The organism is candidate division KSB1 bacterium (assembly GCA_034506255.1).
Lineage (GTDB): Bacteria > Zhuqueibacterota > Zhuqueibacteria > Zhuqueibacterales > Zhuqueibacteraceae > Coneutiohabitans > Coneutiohabitans thermophilus.
This window is the reverse complement of sequence record JAPDPX010000007.1, coordinates 247082-263617: the sequence shown is the minus strand read 5'-3', so window position 1 is coordinate 263617 and position 16536 is coordinate 247082. Positions and strand designations below refer to the sequence as shown.

General features: G+C 60.3%; 8 protein-coding genes and 1 pseudogene. All 9 read right to left on the bottom strand.

The window, feature by feature from the left end; all coding sequences use genetic code 11:
• Window positions 1–57: 57 nt before the first annotated feature.
• Window positions 58–1986 (bottom strand): hypothetical protein, encoded by a 1929-nt coding sequence (locus ONB52_15885; GenBank protein ID MDZ7417617.1) that lies wholly within the window; start codon window positions 1984–1986, stop codon window positions 58–60.
• A gap of 521 nt (window positions 1987–2507) precedes the next feature.
• Complete coding sequence (locus ONB52_15880) at window positions 2508–3773, bottom strand: Glu/Leu/Phe/Val dehydrogenase (protein ID MDZ7417616.1); 1266 nt, start codon at window positions 3771–3773, stop codon at window positions 2508–2510.
• Between the two features lie 235 nt (window positions 3774–4008).
• Entirely contained in the window at window positions 4009–5574 is a 1566-nt protein-coding gene (locus ONB52_15875; GenBank protein MDZ7417615.1) for an SLC13 family permease, read from the bottom strand.
• A gap of 172 nt (window positions 5575–5746) precedes the next feature.
• Window positions 5747–6139 carry a hypothetical protein gene (locus ONB52_15870; GenBank protein MDZ7417614.1) on the bottom strand — a complete coding sequence of 131 codons (393 nt, stop codon included), beginning with the start codon at window positions 6137–6139 and terminating at the stop codon, window positions 5747–5749.
• Between the two features lie 581 nt (window positions 6140–6720).
• Window positions 6721–7041 carry a hypothetical protein gene (locus ONB52_15865; protein MDZ7417613.1) on the bottom strand — a complete coding sequence of 107 codons (321 nt, stop codon included), beginning with the start codon at window positions 7039–7041 and terminating at the stop codon, window positions 6721–6723.
• Entirely contained in the window at window positions 7038–8003 is a 966-nt protein-coding gene (locus ONB52_15860; GenBank protein MDZ7417612.1) for an Ig-like domain-containing protein, read from the bottom strand. The genes ONB52_15865 and ONB52_15860 overlap by 4 nt, the downstream gene beginning before the upstream one ends.
• 123 nt (window positions 8004–8126) lie before the next feature.
• Window positions 8127–8375, bottom strand: a pseudogene (locus ONB52_15855) (DNRLRE domain-containing protein).
• Window positions 8376–8453: 78 nt separating this feature from the next.
• Entirely contained in the window at window positions 8454–9524 is a 1071-nt protein-coding gene (locus ONB52_15850; protein MDZ7417611.1) for an Ig-like domain-containing protein, read from the bottom strand.
• 747 nt (window positions 9525–10271) lie between these two features.
• Window positions 10272–16283, bottom strand: coding sequence for a phytase (locus ONB52_15845; GenBank protein ID MDZ7417610.1), 6012 nt, complete (start codon window positions 16281–16283; stop codon window positions 10272–10274).
• Window positions 16284–16536 lie beyond the last annotated feature (253 nt).

The following is a 16536-nucleotide window of genomic DNA, read 5'->3' as shown; positions in this document are numbered from 1 at the left end:
GGCATCGTACTGGCCGTGCGTCCGCCCCCGGCAGCGTGGCCGGCTTGTCGTTTCGCGTCAGCGCCATTCACCCCGCAACTCATTCGTGATCTCGCTGTAACCCTGGTTGACCTCCCATTTCGCAAAATCGAGCTCGAGCCACTGGTTGTTGAGGCGCAACACCAGCCGCCGCTGGTCGGGAAAGTAGCGCATGAACTGGCTTTCGAACAGGGGGCAGGTTTCCGCCGTTACCGGCAGGCCGTTGAGCAGGCGGCGCACGGCGCCGGTGGCGGCATTGTACGAAAACAACATGCGGTCGCCATAGCTGGTGGTGTATCGCACCCGGGTGGCCCCGGCGTCCTGGTCGACCGTCAGGTTGGCCACTTCCCGCACCCGGCGTTGAAACTCTTCAAAGCTGGCATTCTCCAGCGGCGTGCTGACTTCGATCACGAAGCCATTGCGGGGGCCTTCGGAAACAAACAGCCGGCCGCCCGCAATCTTTTCAAAACGAAAAGGCTGCATGGGCAGCACCGCGATGAAAGTCTCGGCTGCCCGGCAGAAAATCCATTCTCCCGGCAGCAGGCTGTTGCCGCCGCCGGTGGTCACGGATAGATCCTGCAAATCGTCCGAGAAAAAGCCGTGCAAACGCACCTGACGCAGTGAGTCGGGAGTGTCATACAGGCCGAGCAGGACATTGCGATGCTGGAACAATCTTTCATACGCCGAGGCACCGGTCAAGCCTGATTCCTGGCTGCGGCGGTGGCGCGGCGAGCCGGCTTCCGCCAGCAGCACGCGCGGCTCGTCGGCATGAAACAGCGCCAGCTCAGAGGCACTGGCGGAAGGACAGGAGATGAACAGGGTCGGCCGCTCGTCGGTTTGGGCGAGATAGGTAAGACCCCAGGAGTGTTGGTGGGCGGGGTAAAATAAACCACCCTGATGCGAACCGAGAATGTACTGCCTGGTGATGTAGTTGTATTTGCACACCGTTGCTTCCTGATGGGCGGGGGAGCGCAAAAAACGGGCGGCGCGTTTGCGCTCGCGATGCACATAGCCGCCCAGGGGGTCGCGGTTGGTGGCCAGTTCCCGAATCACACTGGCCAGCTCGAAGCTGCTGAGCGAGGCAAACAACAATTCCGGGCTGGGCACCATTTTGCCGGCGCCGAAATAGAGCCAGGCAAAGCCCGCACTCAACGCCTCGCGCGGTGACATGATTTGCGCCTCGGAGATGCGGCTGTGCGCGCCGGCATACAGGCCGTCCAAATGTTCCGAGGCAAAATCGAGCATGATCAGATTCAGCACCACTTTGAGGCGTTTGCGAAACAGATCGTCGCGGGTGAATTCATGCATGAGTGCGAGGGTGGCAAAGAAGGCGGGCATGAACTGCGGCGAATCATATTCGCTCTGGCCGTTTTCCACCAATTGTGTGATCCAGGCGTTGAAATAGCTCTTGGCTTCCAGCAGATTTTCCGCGGAAGATTTGCCGTTGAACCACTGCTCGGCCGGGGTGTCCGGCCAGGTCTCTGCCGCCAGCAGCAGCGCCGCATGATACATGTGCCACTGGTGTTCCGCCTCTCCCCGCCGGGTCGGCACCTCGGCGAGCGAACGCTTGATGCTTTCAGCCAGGGCATAAGGCAGGTTCTGGCGGCCAAAGAGATAGATCGCCACGCGATAAAAGGCATCCGCAGGCGCGGTCGAAGGCCGGGCCAGCAGTTCGCCCAGCATGCGGTGCGCTTCGGAAACGCGCTCGCCGGTGGCATAGCGGGCGGCCACGCCCGCAAAGCTGGGCTGGCGCTCCTGTTCGACAAAATGCATCAGCAGCAACTGGCCGCGCAGTTCAATCTCGTTTGTCGCAGCGTTGCCGGAATCCGGTTGTGTCTGCGCCTGGCAGAAGGCGGTGAGGATGAGCGCGCCCACAAGCAGGCTGGCGGCGCATGTGATTTTTGGAGAGTGGAACGGCAGCCGCTGCAAATTCCTTGCAGCCATGCCGGCCGAGGCAAGCGTTTGCATGTCGAGTCCTTCTGATGCTGTTGCAAGAATAATGTGGGGAGATGATCCGTCCCGTCACTGTGGCTGGCGGCGGGCGCAATCCGAAAAAATCACCCAGTGGCGGCTGCCGCTGGGTGGGCAGTATTTGCGGGGCAAAGCCCATTGCAAAGTTTCCACGAAAATGCCGTAGCGCAGGTTTGCAGTCTGCCGGAAGACAAGATGTCTGCGCTGCATTTTCATCATGCGGCCTGCTGCGCACGGCACGGCAAATTACGCGGAAGAAACGATCATGCCTGCGAAGCTTTTTGGGACACAGATTTTCGCCGACGATCGCAGACACAAAAGTCAGCGGTCATCAGCGTTCATCTGTGTCCCCCAAATACCACGACTATGCCTGCCGGCAGACGAGAAGTCTGCGCGACGTTTTCCTCCCGATGGATGCCCATCCGGGCATGACAAATTCCCCCGCCCCACCTGCCATGACTGCGAAGCTTGTCGCCGCACAGGCCTCCTGCCCTGCATGGGCAGGCAGGCGGCCCGCGTCACGGATAGATGCCGCGCAGGCGAATGGCCTCGGTGACGCGGTCGATGCCGAGGATGTAGGCGGCCAGCCGCATCCCCACCTGGTACTTCTGCTTCATCTTAAGAACATCCTGGAAGCTGGTGACCATGACCTCACGCAGGTAGGAGGTGACATCGCTCTCGCGCCAGAAGAAGTGGTAATTGTCCTGAACCCACTCAAAATAGGACACCGTCACCCCGCCGGCATTGGCAAGAATATCGGGCAAAATAAAAACCCCCTTTTGTTCGAGAATCTTGTCCGCATCCGGCGTGGTGGGGCCGTTGGCCGCCTCGGCAATGATGCGGGCGCGAACACGGCCGGCATTGTGCCGGGTGATTTGATTTTCGGTGGCCGCCGGTACCAGCACCTCACACTCGAGGGTGAGCAGCTCGTCCGTGCTGATCGCCTCCGCGCCGTCGAAGCCTTTGAGCGTGCCATGCTTCTCCTTGTGAATGAAAGCCCGCTCCAGGTCGATGCCGTTCTTGTTGTACAAACACACCGAAGAGTCGGAGATGCCAATGATGCGCATCTGATGCTCGTATTGCAGGTACTTTGCCGCCACCGTGCCGGCATTGCCAAACCCCTGAATCACCGCGCGGCCGTCTTTCAGATTCAGCTTGAGATGGTTGGCAGCCTCGGCGATGGTGAAGACGCAGCCGCGCCCCGTGGCTTCGTTGCGGCCGCGCGAGCCGCCGATCGACAGCGGCTTGCCGGTGACCACACCGGGCACGGCGTAACCTTTCATCATGCTGTACGTGTCCATGATCCAGGCCATCACCTGCGGGTTGGTGTAGACATCGGGCGCGGGAATGTCGCGCTCCGGGCCGATCATCGGGATGATCTCGGTGGCGTAGCGCCGGGTGAGACGCTCCAACTCGCCCATGTCCATGTTTTTGACATCGCAAACGACGCCGCCCTTGCCTCCGCCAAACGGCAGATTCACCACGGCACACTTCCAGGTCATCCAGGTGGCCAGCGCACGAACCTCGTCGAGTGTCACCTCGGGATGATAGCGGATGCCGCCCTTGGCCGGGCCGCGCGCCGTGCAGTGCTGGACACGATAACCGGTGAAAATTTGGATGCGGCCATCGCGCATGCGCACGGGAAAGTGGGTGGTCAATTCGCGCTCGGGCAGCCGCGCGCGCTGCCACAAATCATACTGCAAGTCCATGATTTTGGCGGCTTCGTCGTAAACCGTCAGAGCGGATTGCCAGGGATTGTACTCGGGTTGTGCAGTTGGTGCCATACGAAACTCCCATCATTTTGCAGTGCAAGGCCAAATTGTTGCTTGATAACCGGCGCTTCGCCCGTGTCTCGTCACGGAAGACCCCGGCCCATGCAGCGCAGGGTTGCGCCGGGGATCACCGCGCTGGCAAGAGCAGCCGGCGGTGCCGTGCGTTCCCGCCCCGCAGTCAGCAGGTCACCTCTCACGAGTCCAGGAGTCGAATTGCCAGTATGATCTTCGTTCGCAGTGTCATCTCTCATTTGGGCCGCGCCCAGTCGGGGAATTGTTCCCATGAGATGTCAAACACCGGCACGGCGCAGGTATAAATCACCAGCGTGACGATGACCACCCCGGTCAAATTCAGCCAGAAACCGGTTTTTGCCATTTGCGGCACGGTGACGTGACCGGAGGCAAAAACAATGGCATTCGGCGCCGTGGCCACCGGCAGCATGAAGGCGCAGGAGGAGGAAATCGCCACGGCGATCATCAACGGCAGGGGATTGATCTGCATCGCCTGCGCCGTGGCGGCCGCAATCGGCATGAAGATGGTGGCCATGGCGGTATTGGAATTGATTTCGGTGAAAAAGGTAATCGCCAGGCAGACCAGCACGATCACCACCAGCGGCGGCAGGCCGGCGAGCAGTTGCAGTCGCTCGCCAATCCAGACGGACAAACCGGTGCTGACAAAAGCACTGGAAACCGCCAGCCCGCCGCCAAAAAAGAGCAAAATTCCCCACGGCACTTTGGTTGCCGTCCGCCAATCGAGCAAAAATTCCCCGCGCTTCCAATCGGTCGGAATCAGGAACAGCAACAGGCCGGCCGTCATGGCGATGGTGGAGTCCGTCACCTTTTTATGCAATGCAAGTGCGCTGGCCCACCCGGGCAGGCGAAACACCCCGAGATCAATATCCACCCGAAACACCCACGCCAGCGTCGCGCCTGCGAAGATGAGCAGGGTGAAGCGTTCGCCACGCGACATGCCACCGAGTTTGTGCAGTTCGGCGGCAATGACTTCCCGGGTTGGGGCGGAATCCATCCGCCCCACGGGAAACAGCACACGTGTCATCAACAGCCAGGCGATCGGGAGGAACAGAATCACGACCGGCATGCCGAAGCTTAGCCACCGGATGAAGTCGATCGGGGGACCCTCGGGAAACAGTTTCTCCACATTGCTGGCAAAAATCAAATTGGGCGCGGTGCCCAGCAGGGTGCCCATGCCGCCAATGTTCGCGGCATAAGCAATGCCCAGCATCAAGCAGGTTTGCAGATGACTTCTGGACTCCTGCGGCGCTCCGCTTGCGCCCTCCTCCAATTGGGCCACAACCGCGGCGGTAATGGGATACATCATCATGGTGGTGGCACTGTTGGAAATCCACAGCGAAAGAAAGGCAGTGGCGCACATGAAGCCCAGGACCAGACGCATGGGGCTGGAGCCGATCCGCCGGATGATGTGCAGCGCCAGGCGCTTGTGCAGGTTCCAGCGTTGCATGGCCATCGCGAGAAAAAAGCCGCCCAAAAACAGATAGATGATCTCGTCGCTGTAATTGACGGTCACCGCCGCCATCGGCAGAATGCCGAGGAAGGGGAAAAGCACCATTGGCAGCAGGGCGGTGGCCGGCATCGGGATCGCCTCGGTGATCCACCACACTGCCATCAACAAACTGGTGGCAAGCAGGCGGCGCGCCTCCGGCGAAAGTCCGGGGGTCAGTGCCGGCCACAACAGCAGCGCGAACAGCATGGGGCCGGCAAACAACCCGATTTTGCGGCGGCGACCAAATGGTGCGCCGGATAACTCATCGTGGACAGGCGGCGGTGCTTCCATGATGTCGTGGCGTTGGTGCCAACCGATTCAGCACGACCTTCACGCTTCTTCCGGCTGGCGATGAGCAGGCACATGATGCCGGAAATCTTGCATGCAGCTTGCAGGCCCGGACAAAAGTGCGTGCTGGCGCCGGAGCAAGCTCCGAAACGGCGCCGTGCCGTGCATGCTGCACTCACTCGGGCGAACGCTTTATCTTTCTCCATCTCCAGCCGAAGAGGCGGGTGCCGAGTTTTCGCGACCAGCGGTAACGTGACGCCAGACGACGCAACAAATGATGGTGATGCTCATGGCCATGATCTCTGCCCTGGTGCCTGGTCTGCACCGGCGTGAACCGCAGGCCGGCAAGCGTTTGCCGCACCGCCCGCAGGCGGGCCTCCTCTTTCAGCAATTCGGCTTCCGTGCACAAGCCTTTTTGGACGAGAACATTGATAACGGCTTCGAGTGAAAGTTGATCCTGGGTGAGGGTGGTATGCGGCTTCTCCAGCCAGCGCTCGTCGTTTTCATCCGCCGCAGCAGGGGGGGAGTTGCGATCCTCGCGCGGGACTGAGTTCGTGATGTCTACCATGTGCTGATCCTTGCGCTGATGATACCACTTCGAGGAACGACCAAATGTATTTTTTTTTCAATCAAAACGCAAGCGCCAAAAGTCCGGAAACTGTTGCTGATGACGGCCGCTTAACACTTGCCCATCTCTCCCCGGCAATCTGACCGACCGTTTCGGCGTGATGCCCGCCGGTGAGGTGGGGCCGGTCTGCCTGTGGGCATGGACTTTCGCACCAGCAGGAGAAGCGGGCAAAAGCAGAAGCGCGGCATGCCAGTGAAAGTTCAAAGGGCAAGGTCAATTTCTGCGACTGCAAACAAGCCGCGGTGCCTATTTTGATTTATGTCTGTCCGAAAAGGCTCACCCGACTGAGCCGGGGTGCTCACAACAGCCGGGCGAGGGAAAGATCCTGGGTGTTTGAAGCACCGGCCAGCCGTTGCGGGGGCAGTCGGCGCAAAGCCGGTGATTTCGAACAGACACCCATCGCATAAAAAACTTTCGCAAGCAAGAAGAGTGCTGAAAAAAAAAGAGCGAGGACACGTGGTGTCCCGCTCCAGGGGTGGAGTGGTCAAACTTCAGTTTACGATGCAGCAACGTTGTCGCGGTCAAACGGAAGCCCGGCACTCCCGAGAATGATCAATTGGGTTTGCACGGACATCTTCGCCGGCGGGTGCAGGCGGAAATGTCTGCACTGTGAACGACTTCACCAACAGCACTTTAATGCTGCGGGTTTGCGTCGGCATGCGCAATTGCACAAGATAGACACCCGTGCTGAGATTGTTGCCTGCCTCATCACGACCGTCCCACACCAGCCGCTGCTCGCCGGCTTCCTGCCAGCCATCCATGAGCATGCGCACCTGTTGTCCGGTGGCATTGTACACGGCCAGCCGGACACGCGCCGCTTGCGGCAAATGGTATCTGATCATGGTTTCGAGATTGAAAGGGTTGGGATAATTCGGCTCGAGACGGAATTCGCCGGCCGCGGTGCCTTAGCCGCAGCAAGCAGAGCTGCAAGCGATGACCCCGCCACTTTGTGCGTCGCCCGCACCGGGGAGGCACCGGCTGCCTGGGCAACGGTCTCCACGATCAATTCCAGCGGATGAGATCCCTCCCGCGCGCTGAAAACATCCACTTGCGAAGTGGAATTGATAAAGCTGAAGGAATAGGTGCCTTCTGCCATGACGTGGGAACTCACCTCCAGCTCGATCCAGTTGTCCGAAACAATCGCTGTCGGGGTGGAAGCGATGGCCATGCCGTTTTTGTCGGCATTGTTCCAGGTCAAGCCGGTTTCCTGCCAGGGGGTGTTGCTGCCCGCGTAGTTGTTGGAGGCGGAATAGAGGGTGCCGGTATCCCCGGCGCCGTTGGTCACATAAAGGCGCAGGTGCGCACGCTGTATCGTTTCCTGCAAGCCGGTGACTTGAAATTTCAGATATGCCAGCAGGCTGGCGGAATTTTTCCGCTGGCTGCGCAAGTCCGGCGCGGTGCCGAAATTCGCTGTTGGTTGCGTTTGCACAACATGGGTGTCCGCAACCGGGAGGAAAGTGAAACCCCGGGGCGCTGCACTCACGGTGATGCTGACGGTGGCGAGGTTGGAAAGCGCGCCCTCATTGTCCCGGACTGTGTAGGTGAAGGTATCGTTGCCACTGAACCCTGCCGCCGGGGTGTAGGTGATGATCCCGCTGCTGTTCACGCAGGGCGAGCCGTGCTGCGGAGCACTGGCAATGGCCACCGTGGCCGCCGCCAGCGTGCCATCGGGGTCGCGATCGTTGGCGAGCACCGCGATGTCGACTGGCGTGGCTTCAGTCGTCGTCGCCGCATTGTTGGCGGCAATCGGCGGCTGATTGATGCCATCATCGCTCACCCGGATGATCAACTGTGGCGGGTTCATGCCCTCACGTGACTGCAACACGCCCGTGTTGGTCGCATGGTTTTGGAAGTTGAATGTATAAGTGCCTTCGCCCGTCACTGTGGAGATGACGCAGGCATTGTCGGGCAGCGGCGCAAGCGAGGCGATCGCCGTGTTGTTGCGATTGGCATTGTTCCAGGTGAGACCGGTTTCCGTCCAGGGATTCGTCGAGTTGGCGTAGTTGTTCGAACCCAAATAGAGCGTGCCAGTCTCATCGTTGGCGTTTTCGACGAACAGCCGCAGTCGCGCGCTTTGCACCGCACCGCCCAATCTCGTCACTTCGAATTTGATATAGGGCAAATAGACCCTGCCAGCTGCGCTGGCGGAATTGCAGTTCATCCGTGGTGCCGTAGTTGCGGCTGCTGTTGGATTGCGAAATGCAGGTGTCGGCGACGGGCGTGCAGGTCTTGGTGATGCTGCCGGCCTGCGCGGTCACGGTAACGAAGACAGTGGCGGTATTGGAGTCGGCGCCGCGGTCATCCCGCACAGTATAGTCGAGGCTGTCTTCACCAGTGAACCGGCAGCCGGGGTGTAGGTAATCGCGCCCGTATTGTCGTTCACTTGTGCCTGGCCATTGCCGGGAGAACGCACGATTGTCACACTGCCGGGATCGAGTGAGCCGTCCGGATCCGTGTCATTGACGGGAACGGCAATGGTGACCGCCGCCGCCTCAACAGTTTCGGCGAGGTCGTCTTCCGCGAGTGGTGCCTGATTGGCAGGCGCGGGCGAGGCGTCATACAGTGTGCAGTCATCCGTGCCGATTGCCACCAGCGCTTCCCCGGGCACCTCAACGCCGGCCGTGGTGTTGGGTGGGGCACCGGGATTGGTGAGAATCTGGCCGTTCGCTTGCTGCTGCGCTTTGATGAACTCAATCCCGCGCCGGATGTTGTCGGCATAACGTTCCGCATCCCAGGCTTTCAACGCCATCATCGCCCAGGAGGTGGTGCTGACGTCGCCCACAAAGAGGGCGGCCCCCATGCCGGTGTCATAAGGCCAATCACCACCCCGGCGTTGGTAACTCACCAGGAAATCGACAAAATCCTGCGTCGTATTGAAGTCCGCCCAGCGCCCGGTTTGCGGATCGAGATTCACCCCGGTGTGTGCTGAGGCTTGAAGCGCACCGGCAATGCCGGTGAGATCACCGTCGCGATCGTTGGCGCCGGTTTCCTCCAGCTTCTTGATGATGCTGGCAAGCAGATCGGCGCGATGCGCGCTTTCGCCGGTGTAATGCACCGCGATCGCCGGCATGGAACGATACACCGGTTCCATTGCCGTCCAATGGGAGAAGTCCTCGAAGACCGGAATCGTCTCCGCCCATTCCGCGCAGTTTTGATCATTGCGCTCGCCACAGGTGCCGGCGGCGAGTTTGTTCCACGAGTTTGCCTGCAAAAAGTCGGCGTATTTGGCATCACCGGTGAGCAGGCTCAGCTCTTCAAGAAAGAGGACATCGAGCGGTGCGATGTCCGGGTCGCCGTCGGAGAAGCGTCGTGGCGGCGTATTCACCAGATAATCTCCCGTCCTGCGGGCGGAATCCAGATAGCGGCTGTCGCGCAAAACGTCATAGGGGACCAGCAGCCCGCGTGCAGTAGTGCCCCGGGTGTCCTCGCTGATCGGCCCTCCGACTTCCCAGGGAGAAGCACCCTGGGCATTTTTGTTGCGTCATCAGCCATTCGGCGCCGTCGCGCAGCGCCTGTTCATCGGTTTGGTTGGCTGCGCGTGCGCTGCGGCGCGGTGAGAAGAAGGCCGGACCGATATCGCCGCATTGCCATTGCCGCGGCATGGTCTGGACGGTGGGCTGAGCCAGCGTGGCGGCGGCCAATCCCAAGACGCAGGTGATCAGCAAAGTCAGAGACGCAATTCTGTGCATTTCGCCTCCCGGGGCGAGCTGGTTTGGGGTGAGTTTCAAAGTGAATTTCGTGGGACAACCACGGACCGCCGCAAAGAATTTTTGCCATGGTGGATAAAACAGCGAGCCTGCAACGTCATATCCCGATTGCGTGTATGGGACGCCGCCCAGGCACCTTGTCTGCAGGCAGACATGTCTGCGCCGCTCCACACGTTCACTCAGGGATTACCCTGCAAGAGAAAGTCTCTCTGCACAACGGTTTCGCTGCAAGTCGGGATGGATCCGGAAAAACTTCAAACTGGAAAGCAGGGCAGGCGCGACGGGCAGCGACTCATTTGCCAATCGTCATCGCCGCACCTGCCCGGCAGGAGAATCCAATGGAAATCTTGCGTGATGAGTGACCGCTACTTCGTCAGCACGAGCTTGCGCCTGGCGATGAAACCGTCGGTCTGCAACAAGAAGAGGTAGACACCGCTGGTGACACGTGTGCCGCGGGTATCGGTCGCATCCCAGATGAGTTGATGCCGGCCGCGTTCAAAAATGCCATGCGCCAGTTGTTTCACGAGCTGCCCCGCGGTGTTGTAAACCGTCAAGTTCACTGTGCTGCGGGTGGCCAGGTCGAAGGTGATGGTGGTGGCCGGATTGAACGGATTGGGATAATTCTGCTTCAGCTCGAAATGCTCGGGCATGATTGCGGAGACCGGGGTGCCGGCACTTTGTTTGGCACTGCCGGCATAGCATTCCAACTCGAAGATCTGATTGTTGTCCTTGTTGTTTTGATCCATGCGGATGCGAAAATAACGCGCCGCAAAGGGGGAAGTGAACGTGACGTCCTGTGTGCCGGCGGTGCCGGCATTGTTGGTGTACACCGTGGTCCACTCGTTGTCAGAGCTGCCGCCCGTGTTGGAGATTTGAAAACGGTAGCGCGCGGCATAATAGCTTTCTTTCCACTTGACCACGGTGCGCGACAGAGAGTAGGGCCCCTCGAGATCAATGCGCAACCATTGGTTGGGTGAGGCCTTGCTCGACGCGCCGCTGCGCCAATAGGAAGTGGCGCTGCCATCCACTGCGCGCTCGGTGCCATAAGGCGTGGTGGTACTCGCAGCGGTTGCGACCTTGCCGCGTGCCAGGTTGCCCGCCGGCACGCTGTTCACGGTGATGTAGTCGATCTTGGTTTCCGAGTCGAAATTGCACGCGCTGGTCGCCGTCAGTTTCACTGTGTACGTGCCCGCCAGGGCATACTGATGGCTGGGATGCTGCTCGTTCGAACTGGTGCCGTCGCCAAAATCCCAGCTCCAGGAGGTGGGATTGCCGCTCGATTCATCGCGAAAATCAACCCGCAGCGGTGCGTTGCCCGAGGTGGGGGAGGCCGAGAAGTTCGCCGTGGGCGGCACGCAGGGATCGACGTGAATGTAGTTTGCCCGAATCGTGCTGTCCGAGCCGCAGGCATTGCTGACCACCAGTTTCACGGTGTAGTCGCCGGCGACTTGATAGGTGTGGGTGGGATGTTGTTGCGTCGAAGTGCTGTCATCGCCGAACCCCCAGCGCCATGTCTGCGGGCTGCCGGATGACCGGTCCGTGAAGCTGACAGTCAACGGTGCATTGCCTGAGGTGGTGGCGGCCGTGAAGCTGGCCGCGGGCAACAGGCAGGGACCGACGTGCACCCGGTTCACGGCAATCAAAGTGTCCGTGCCGCACTGGTTGGTGACGATCAGTCTGACAGTGTAGTCACCGGCAGCCGTGTAGGTGTGCGTCGGGTTTTGCTCTGCCGCGCTCCGGCCATCGCCAAAATCCCAGTGCCAGGAGGCAGGACTGCCGCTGGACTGATCGCTAAAGGTGACGACCAGTGGTGCATTGCCGGAGTCGGGTGAGGCCGCGAAAGCGGCGTTCGGCGGCACACACGGCCCCACATGAATGAAGTTGTGCTGCACTTTGGTTGTTGAGCCACAACTGTTGGTGGCCGTGAGTGTCACGGTGTAGTCGCCGGCAACGGTGTATTGATGGGAAGGATGTTGCTGCGTCGCGCTCGCGCCGTCGCCAAAATCCCAGCGCCACGCCGTGGGATTGCCGCCGGACTGGTCGGTGAAAGCCACTGTCAGCGGCGCATTGCCGGAAGTCGGTGCCGCCGTGAAATTCACCCCCGGCGGTTGGCAGGGCGCAACGTGGATGTAGTTGGCCTTGGAGCCCGTGCTCGTGCCGCAGGTGTTGCCGGCAGTGAGTTTGACGGTGTAGTCGCCCGGGGTGTTGTAGGTGTGCGAAGGATTGCGCTCGGTCGAACTGCCACCATCACCGAAATCCCAGTTCCAGGAGGTGGGATCGCCGCTGGATTGATCGCTGAAAGTCACGGTGAAGGGGGCGGTCCCGGAAGTGGCGGAAGCGACAAAATTCACACCGGGCGGCAGGCAGGGGGCGCTGGCATAGCACTCCAGTTCAAAAACCTGGTTGTTGTCCTTGTTGTTTTTGTCCATGTGGATGCGAAAATAGCGCGCCGCAAACGGGGCGGTGAAGGTGACATCCTGGCTGCCACTGCGGCCGGCATTGTTGGTGTAGACCGTCGTCCATTCGGTGTCGTTGCTGCCGCCGCTGTTGGAAATCTGAAAGCGGTAACTTGTCGCGTAGTAACTCTCCTTCCAGCGAATCACCGCGCGATTAATGTTGTATGCCGCGCCCAGATCGATACGCAGCCAGGTGTTGGGCGTGTTTTTGCTCGTGTTCAGGCTGCGCCAGTAGGTCGTGTTGTCGCCATCCACGGCGCGCTCGGCGGCATAAGGCGAAGCGGTGCTCGAAGCGGTCACGACTTTGCCCGCCGCCAGATTTCCGCCCGGCACACTGTTGACCGTGATGTAATTCGTCTTGATCTCCGCGTCCGTCGTGCAGGCGTCACTGGCGATCAGGGTCACGGTGTAAGTGCCGGCTGCAGTGTACTGGTGGGTGGGATTCTGTTCGGTCACGGAGTTGCCGTCGCCGAAATCCCACAGCCACGAGGTGGGATTGCCGGTTGTGAGGTCGTTGAAATTCACCAGCAGCGGGACATTGCCGGAGGTGGCGGAGGCGGAGAAATCCGCGGCGAGCGGCGGACAAGACTGCACTTGTATCAGATTCGTTTGTGTTGCAGGCGTTTGGCCGCAGGCATTGGCGGCGGTCAAACTTACGGTATACTCACCGGCGGCGGCATAGGTGTGAACGGGATGTTGTTCGTTTGAAGTGGTGCCGTCTCCGAAATCCCATGACCAGTTGGTCGGATTACCGGTTGATTGATCGGTGAATGTCACCGTCAGCGGCGCGTTGCCTGCGACGGGTGCCGCGGTGAATGCTGCCACCGGCGAAGGGCTGGCCGAGATGTAATTGTCCTTCACCACCGCGTGGCTGTGGCCGGCACCATTGCTCACCGTGAGCCGGACAGTATAATTGCCCGCATTGGCATAGGTATGCACGGGATCTTTTTCCGCCGAGGTGTCGCCATCTCCAAATTCCCACAACCAGGAGGCCACTGGGCCGCTGGATTGATCGGTGAATTGCACGGATAGCGGTGCACAACCGGCCGTCATCCCCGTGGAGAAGTCCGCGGTCACGGTATCCACCACTGTCACATAGTTTGCCTTGCTCACCGTGTCGCTGTCACAATCATTCCTGACCGTCAGAGTGACGGTGTATTCGCCGGGCGCGAGGTAGCGATGCACGGGGTTTTGTTCCGTCGAGCTGTTGCCGTCCCCGAAATCCCACGACCAGGCGGTTGGAGCGCCGGTCGAGCGGTCACTGAAACGGACTTGCATTGGCACACTGCCGAGCGTATCGAGAGCGGAAAAATCCGCCACCGGTGCAAGACAGGGGTCAATGTGAATGTAGTCGGTCCGGCTGACGGTGCTGCTGCTGCAGGCGTTGCTGCTGGTGAGCATGACGGTGTAGTCGCCGGCCATGGTGTAAGTATGCGACGGATGCTGCTCCGTGGAACGGCTGCCATCACCAAAATCCCACAACCAGGAAGTCGGGTTGCCGGCGGATTGATCCGTGAACGGCACCAAAACCGGCGCATGGCCGGTGGTTACGCTGGCGGAAAACTCCGCCTGCGGCACGGGATAAACTCTGACGTATGTCGTTCGTGTGGCCACGCTGCTGTCATTTGCAGCGTTCTGCACGGTGAGCCGGACGGTGTAGCTGCCGGTGTCGGCATAGGTGTGCGCCGGATGTGATTCGGTCGAAAGTGTGCCGTCGCCAAACTCCCACCGCCGGGAGGTGATTGGTCCGCTCGACTGGTCGGTAAACTGCACCGTCAGCGGCGCGCAGCCCGCAGTGTCGCCGGCGGAGAAAGCCGCGGAAATCGTATCGACAACCGTCACATAGTTTGTTTTGCTCTCCGTGTGGGTGCCGCATTCATTTGAAACCGTCAAGGAAACGGTGTACTCTCCCGGCGCGGCATAATGATGGGTGGGATTTTTTTCGGGCGAAGTGCCGCCATCACCGAAATCCCACAACCAACGGCTCACCTCGCCGGAGGATTGATCCGTGAATGTGACGGGAGAGGAAACACTCACCCGCGTTCGCGTGGCCTGGAACGCGGCCCCGGGCTGCTCTGTGACGATCACGAAGTCGCTTTTGCTTGTGGTATCAGTGCCAACTGCCGAGCTGGCTGTCAGCGTGACAGTGTAGCGCCCGGAGGCGTGGTAGGTGTGGGAGGGATGCTGCTCGGTCGAATTCGTGCCATCGCCGAAATCCCACAGCCAGGCAGTGGGGCTGCCGGTGGAAGAATCACTGAACTGCACGGTGAGCGGGCTGCAGCCACTGCTGTCCGAGACGGCGAACGCCGCCACCACCGGCGAGTTGACGGTGATGAATTCCGCCTTGCTTGCACTGTTGCTGCCGCAGGAATCGGAGACTGTCAAGGTCACCGAATAAACTCCGGCCCTGGCATATTCATGCGTGGGATGTTGCAACGTCGAAGTGGTGCTGTCGCCAAAATCCCACAGCCACGCGCTCACGTGGCCGGTCGATTGATCGGTAAACGCCACAGTCAGCGGCGGGAAGCCGGTCTGCGGTGCGGCAGTGAAATCGGCGGATGGCGCAGCCCCGACGGTGATGCCGGTGGTGCGCGTATAGGAGTGACGATAACCGGAGGCATTGGTGGTGGTCAACATCACCGTGTAGACACCAGCGGAATTGTAGGTATGTGTGGGGTTTTGCTCGGTGGAGGTGGTACCGTCGTTAAAATCCCATTCCCAGGCGGTCACCGGGCCGCTGGATTGATCCGTAAAGTTGACGGTCAGCGGTGCGCAGCCGGAAGTCGGTGTCGCGCTGAAAGCAGAGGTGATGCTGCAGGTCGTCAAGAAGTTCTGCGCAATATCCTCCCAGGCAAAGAGTTTGAAGTTTTTTCCGGTGCTGTGGTGTTTGACGAGAAAGCCGTGGGGGAAATTCGGACCGGCCGGCTGGCTGGTCACATCCAGGCCGTCGGTGCTGGTGGCATCGGGGGTGTGAATCGTGGTCACGAGTGTGTGGCTGTGGGGATTGCCAGGATCACCCTCGCGGCGGTATACTTTCACCCGCTGGTTGCCCTGGCTGGAGAGCAGCAGGTAGCCGGTGCCTTCCGGACAGGCATAAATGCCCAGACCCTCGCGATCGGGTTCGATGCTGTCGCCATGGGCAAATTCCGCGAGCTGCTGATTGCCCATGTCGGGGTCAGCGTGGAACTTGTGCACACAGCAGTCTTCTTCCGAAACGTACACATAGCCCAACTCATCGTCTGCGACGATGCCTTCGGAATGCTGGCCGTTGACGTCGCCGCCGACCGAGCGCACGTGCACGCCCTGCACGCGGCCCTGGCCATTGTCGCTCAGGTGGTACTGCTGCAAAACTCCGTGCACGCCACCGTTGCTGGTCATGAAGGCATAGATCGCGCCATCACGCTTGCGGCGATAGAGGGCGAAGCCATAAGGCTCCTTGACCTCAGGGGTCAGAATGCCGCCGGCAACGGTGATGTCGCTGAGCTGACGGGTGTCGGGATCGATTTTGTAGACCATGATGCGGCTCGGTGCGTCCACGCCCACCGCGTAGATATCGACCGGGACGCCGCCGAGCATCAGCCCTTTGCGCACGTCGCCATTGTTGGGCGTGCGCGCCAGCGCGATGCGCTGCAACTCCACGCCGTTGACGTCCCAGACATAGATGAAATTCCCGATTTTGTCCGTTCCGATAACCAGACTGAGAGCTGGATCGTCGGGGTGGATCCAGATCGCCGGATCATCCGCATCGCCACTGACCGCACCGGTACTCACGCGTGGCGACACCTGAATTTCGCCGGGAATGGTCTGCGCCGGCAGCATCCCAAAGCCGAGCAACAACAGCAACGCTCCCAGTGGCATGGCATGACCGGTGTGCGCAAGCTGCAGCATGCCCCGCCGCAGTTTGTGGAAATCTGATTTCAACGCTGCCGCCTCCCACTTTTAACTCTATCAGCCCTGTGTAATCGAAACCTGGTGGACTTGTTGGCGCAGGCAGAGATGCCTGGGCTACTCCACACGTCACTGGTGCCCTGTAAACGTGAATTCTGTAGTCCCCGCCCCTGGTGGGCGGCTGTTCAAAAATGAATTTTTGCCACTCCAGCAGCGACCCACGAGAGGCCGGGACTAAAAAAATCAACGTAACAATGCACTAGGGATTACCCGCAAAACCCGCCGG

Coding starts and splice junctions, on each gene's coding strand:
- ONB52_15880 (MDZ7417616.1), bottom strand. CDS start 3,773: ATGGCACCAACTGCACAACCCGAGTACAATCCCTGGCAATCCGCTCTG.
- ONB52_15865 (MDZ7417613.1), bottom strand. CDS start 7,041: ATGATCAGATACCATTTGCCGCAAGCGGCGCGTGTCCGGCTGGCCGTG.
- ONB52_15860 (MDZ7417612.1), bottom strand. CDS start 8,003: ATGAACCCGCCACAGTTGATCATCCGGGTGAGCGATGATGGCATCAAT.
- ONB52_15885 (MDZ7417617.1), bottom strand. CDS start 1,986: ATGCAAACGCTTGCCTCGGCCGGCATGGCTGCAAGGAATTTGCAGCGG.
- ONB52_15870 (MDZ7417614.1), bottom strand. CDS start 6,139: ATGGTAGACATCACGAACTCAGTCCCGCGCGAGGATCGCAACTCCCCC.
- ONB52_15875 (MDZ7417615.1), bottom strand. CDS start 5,574: ATGGAAGCACCGCCGCCTGTCCACGATGAGTTATCCGGCGCACCATTT.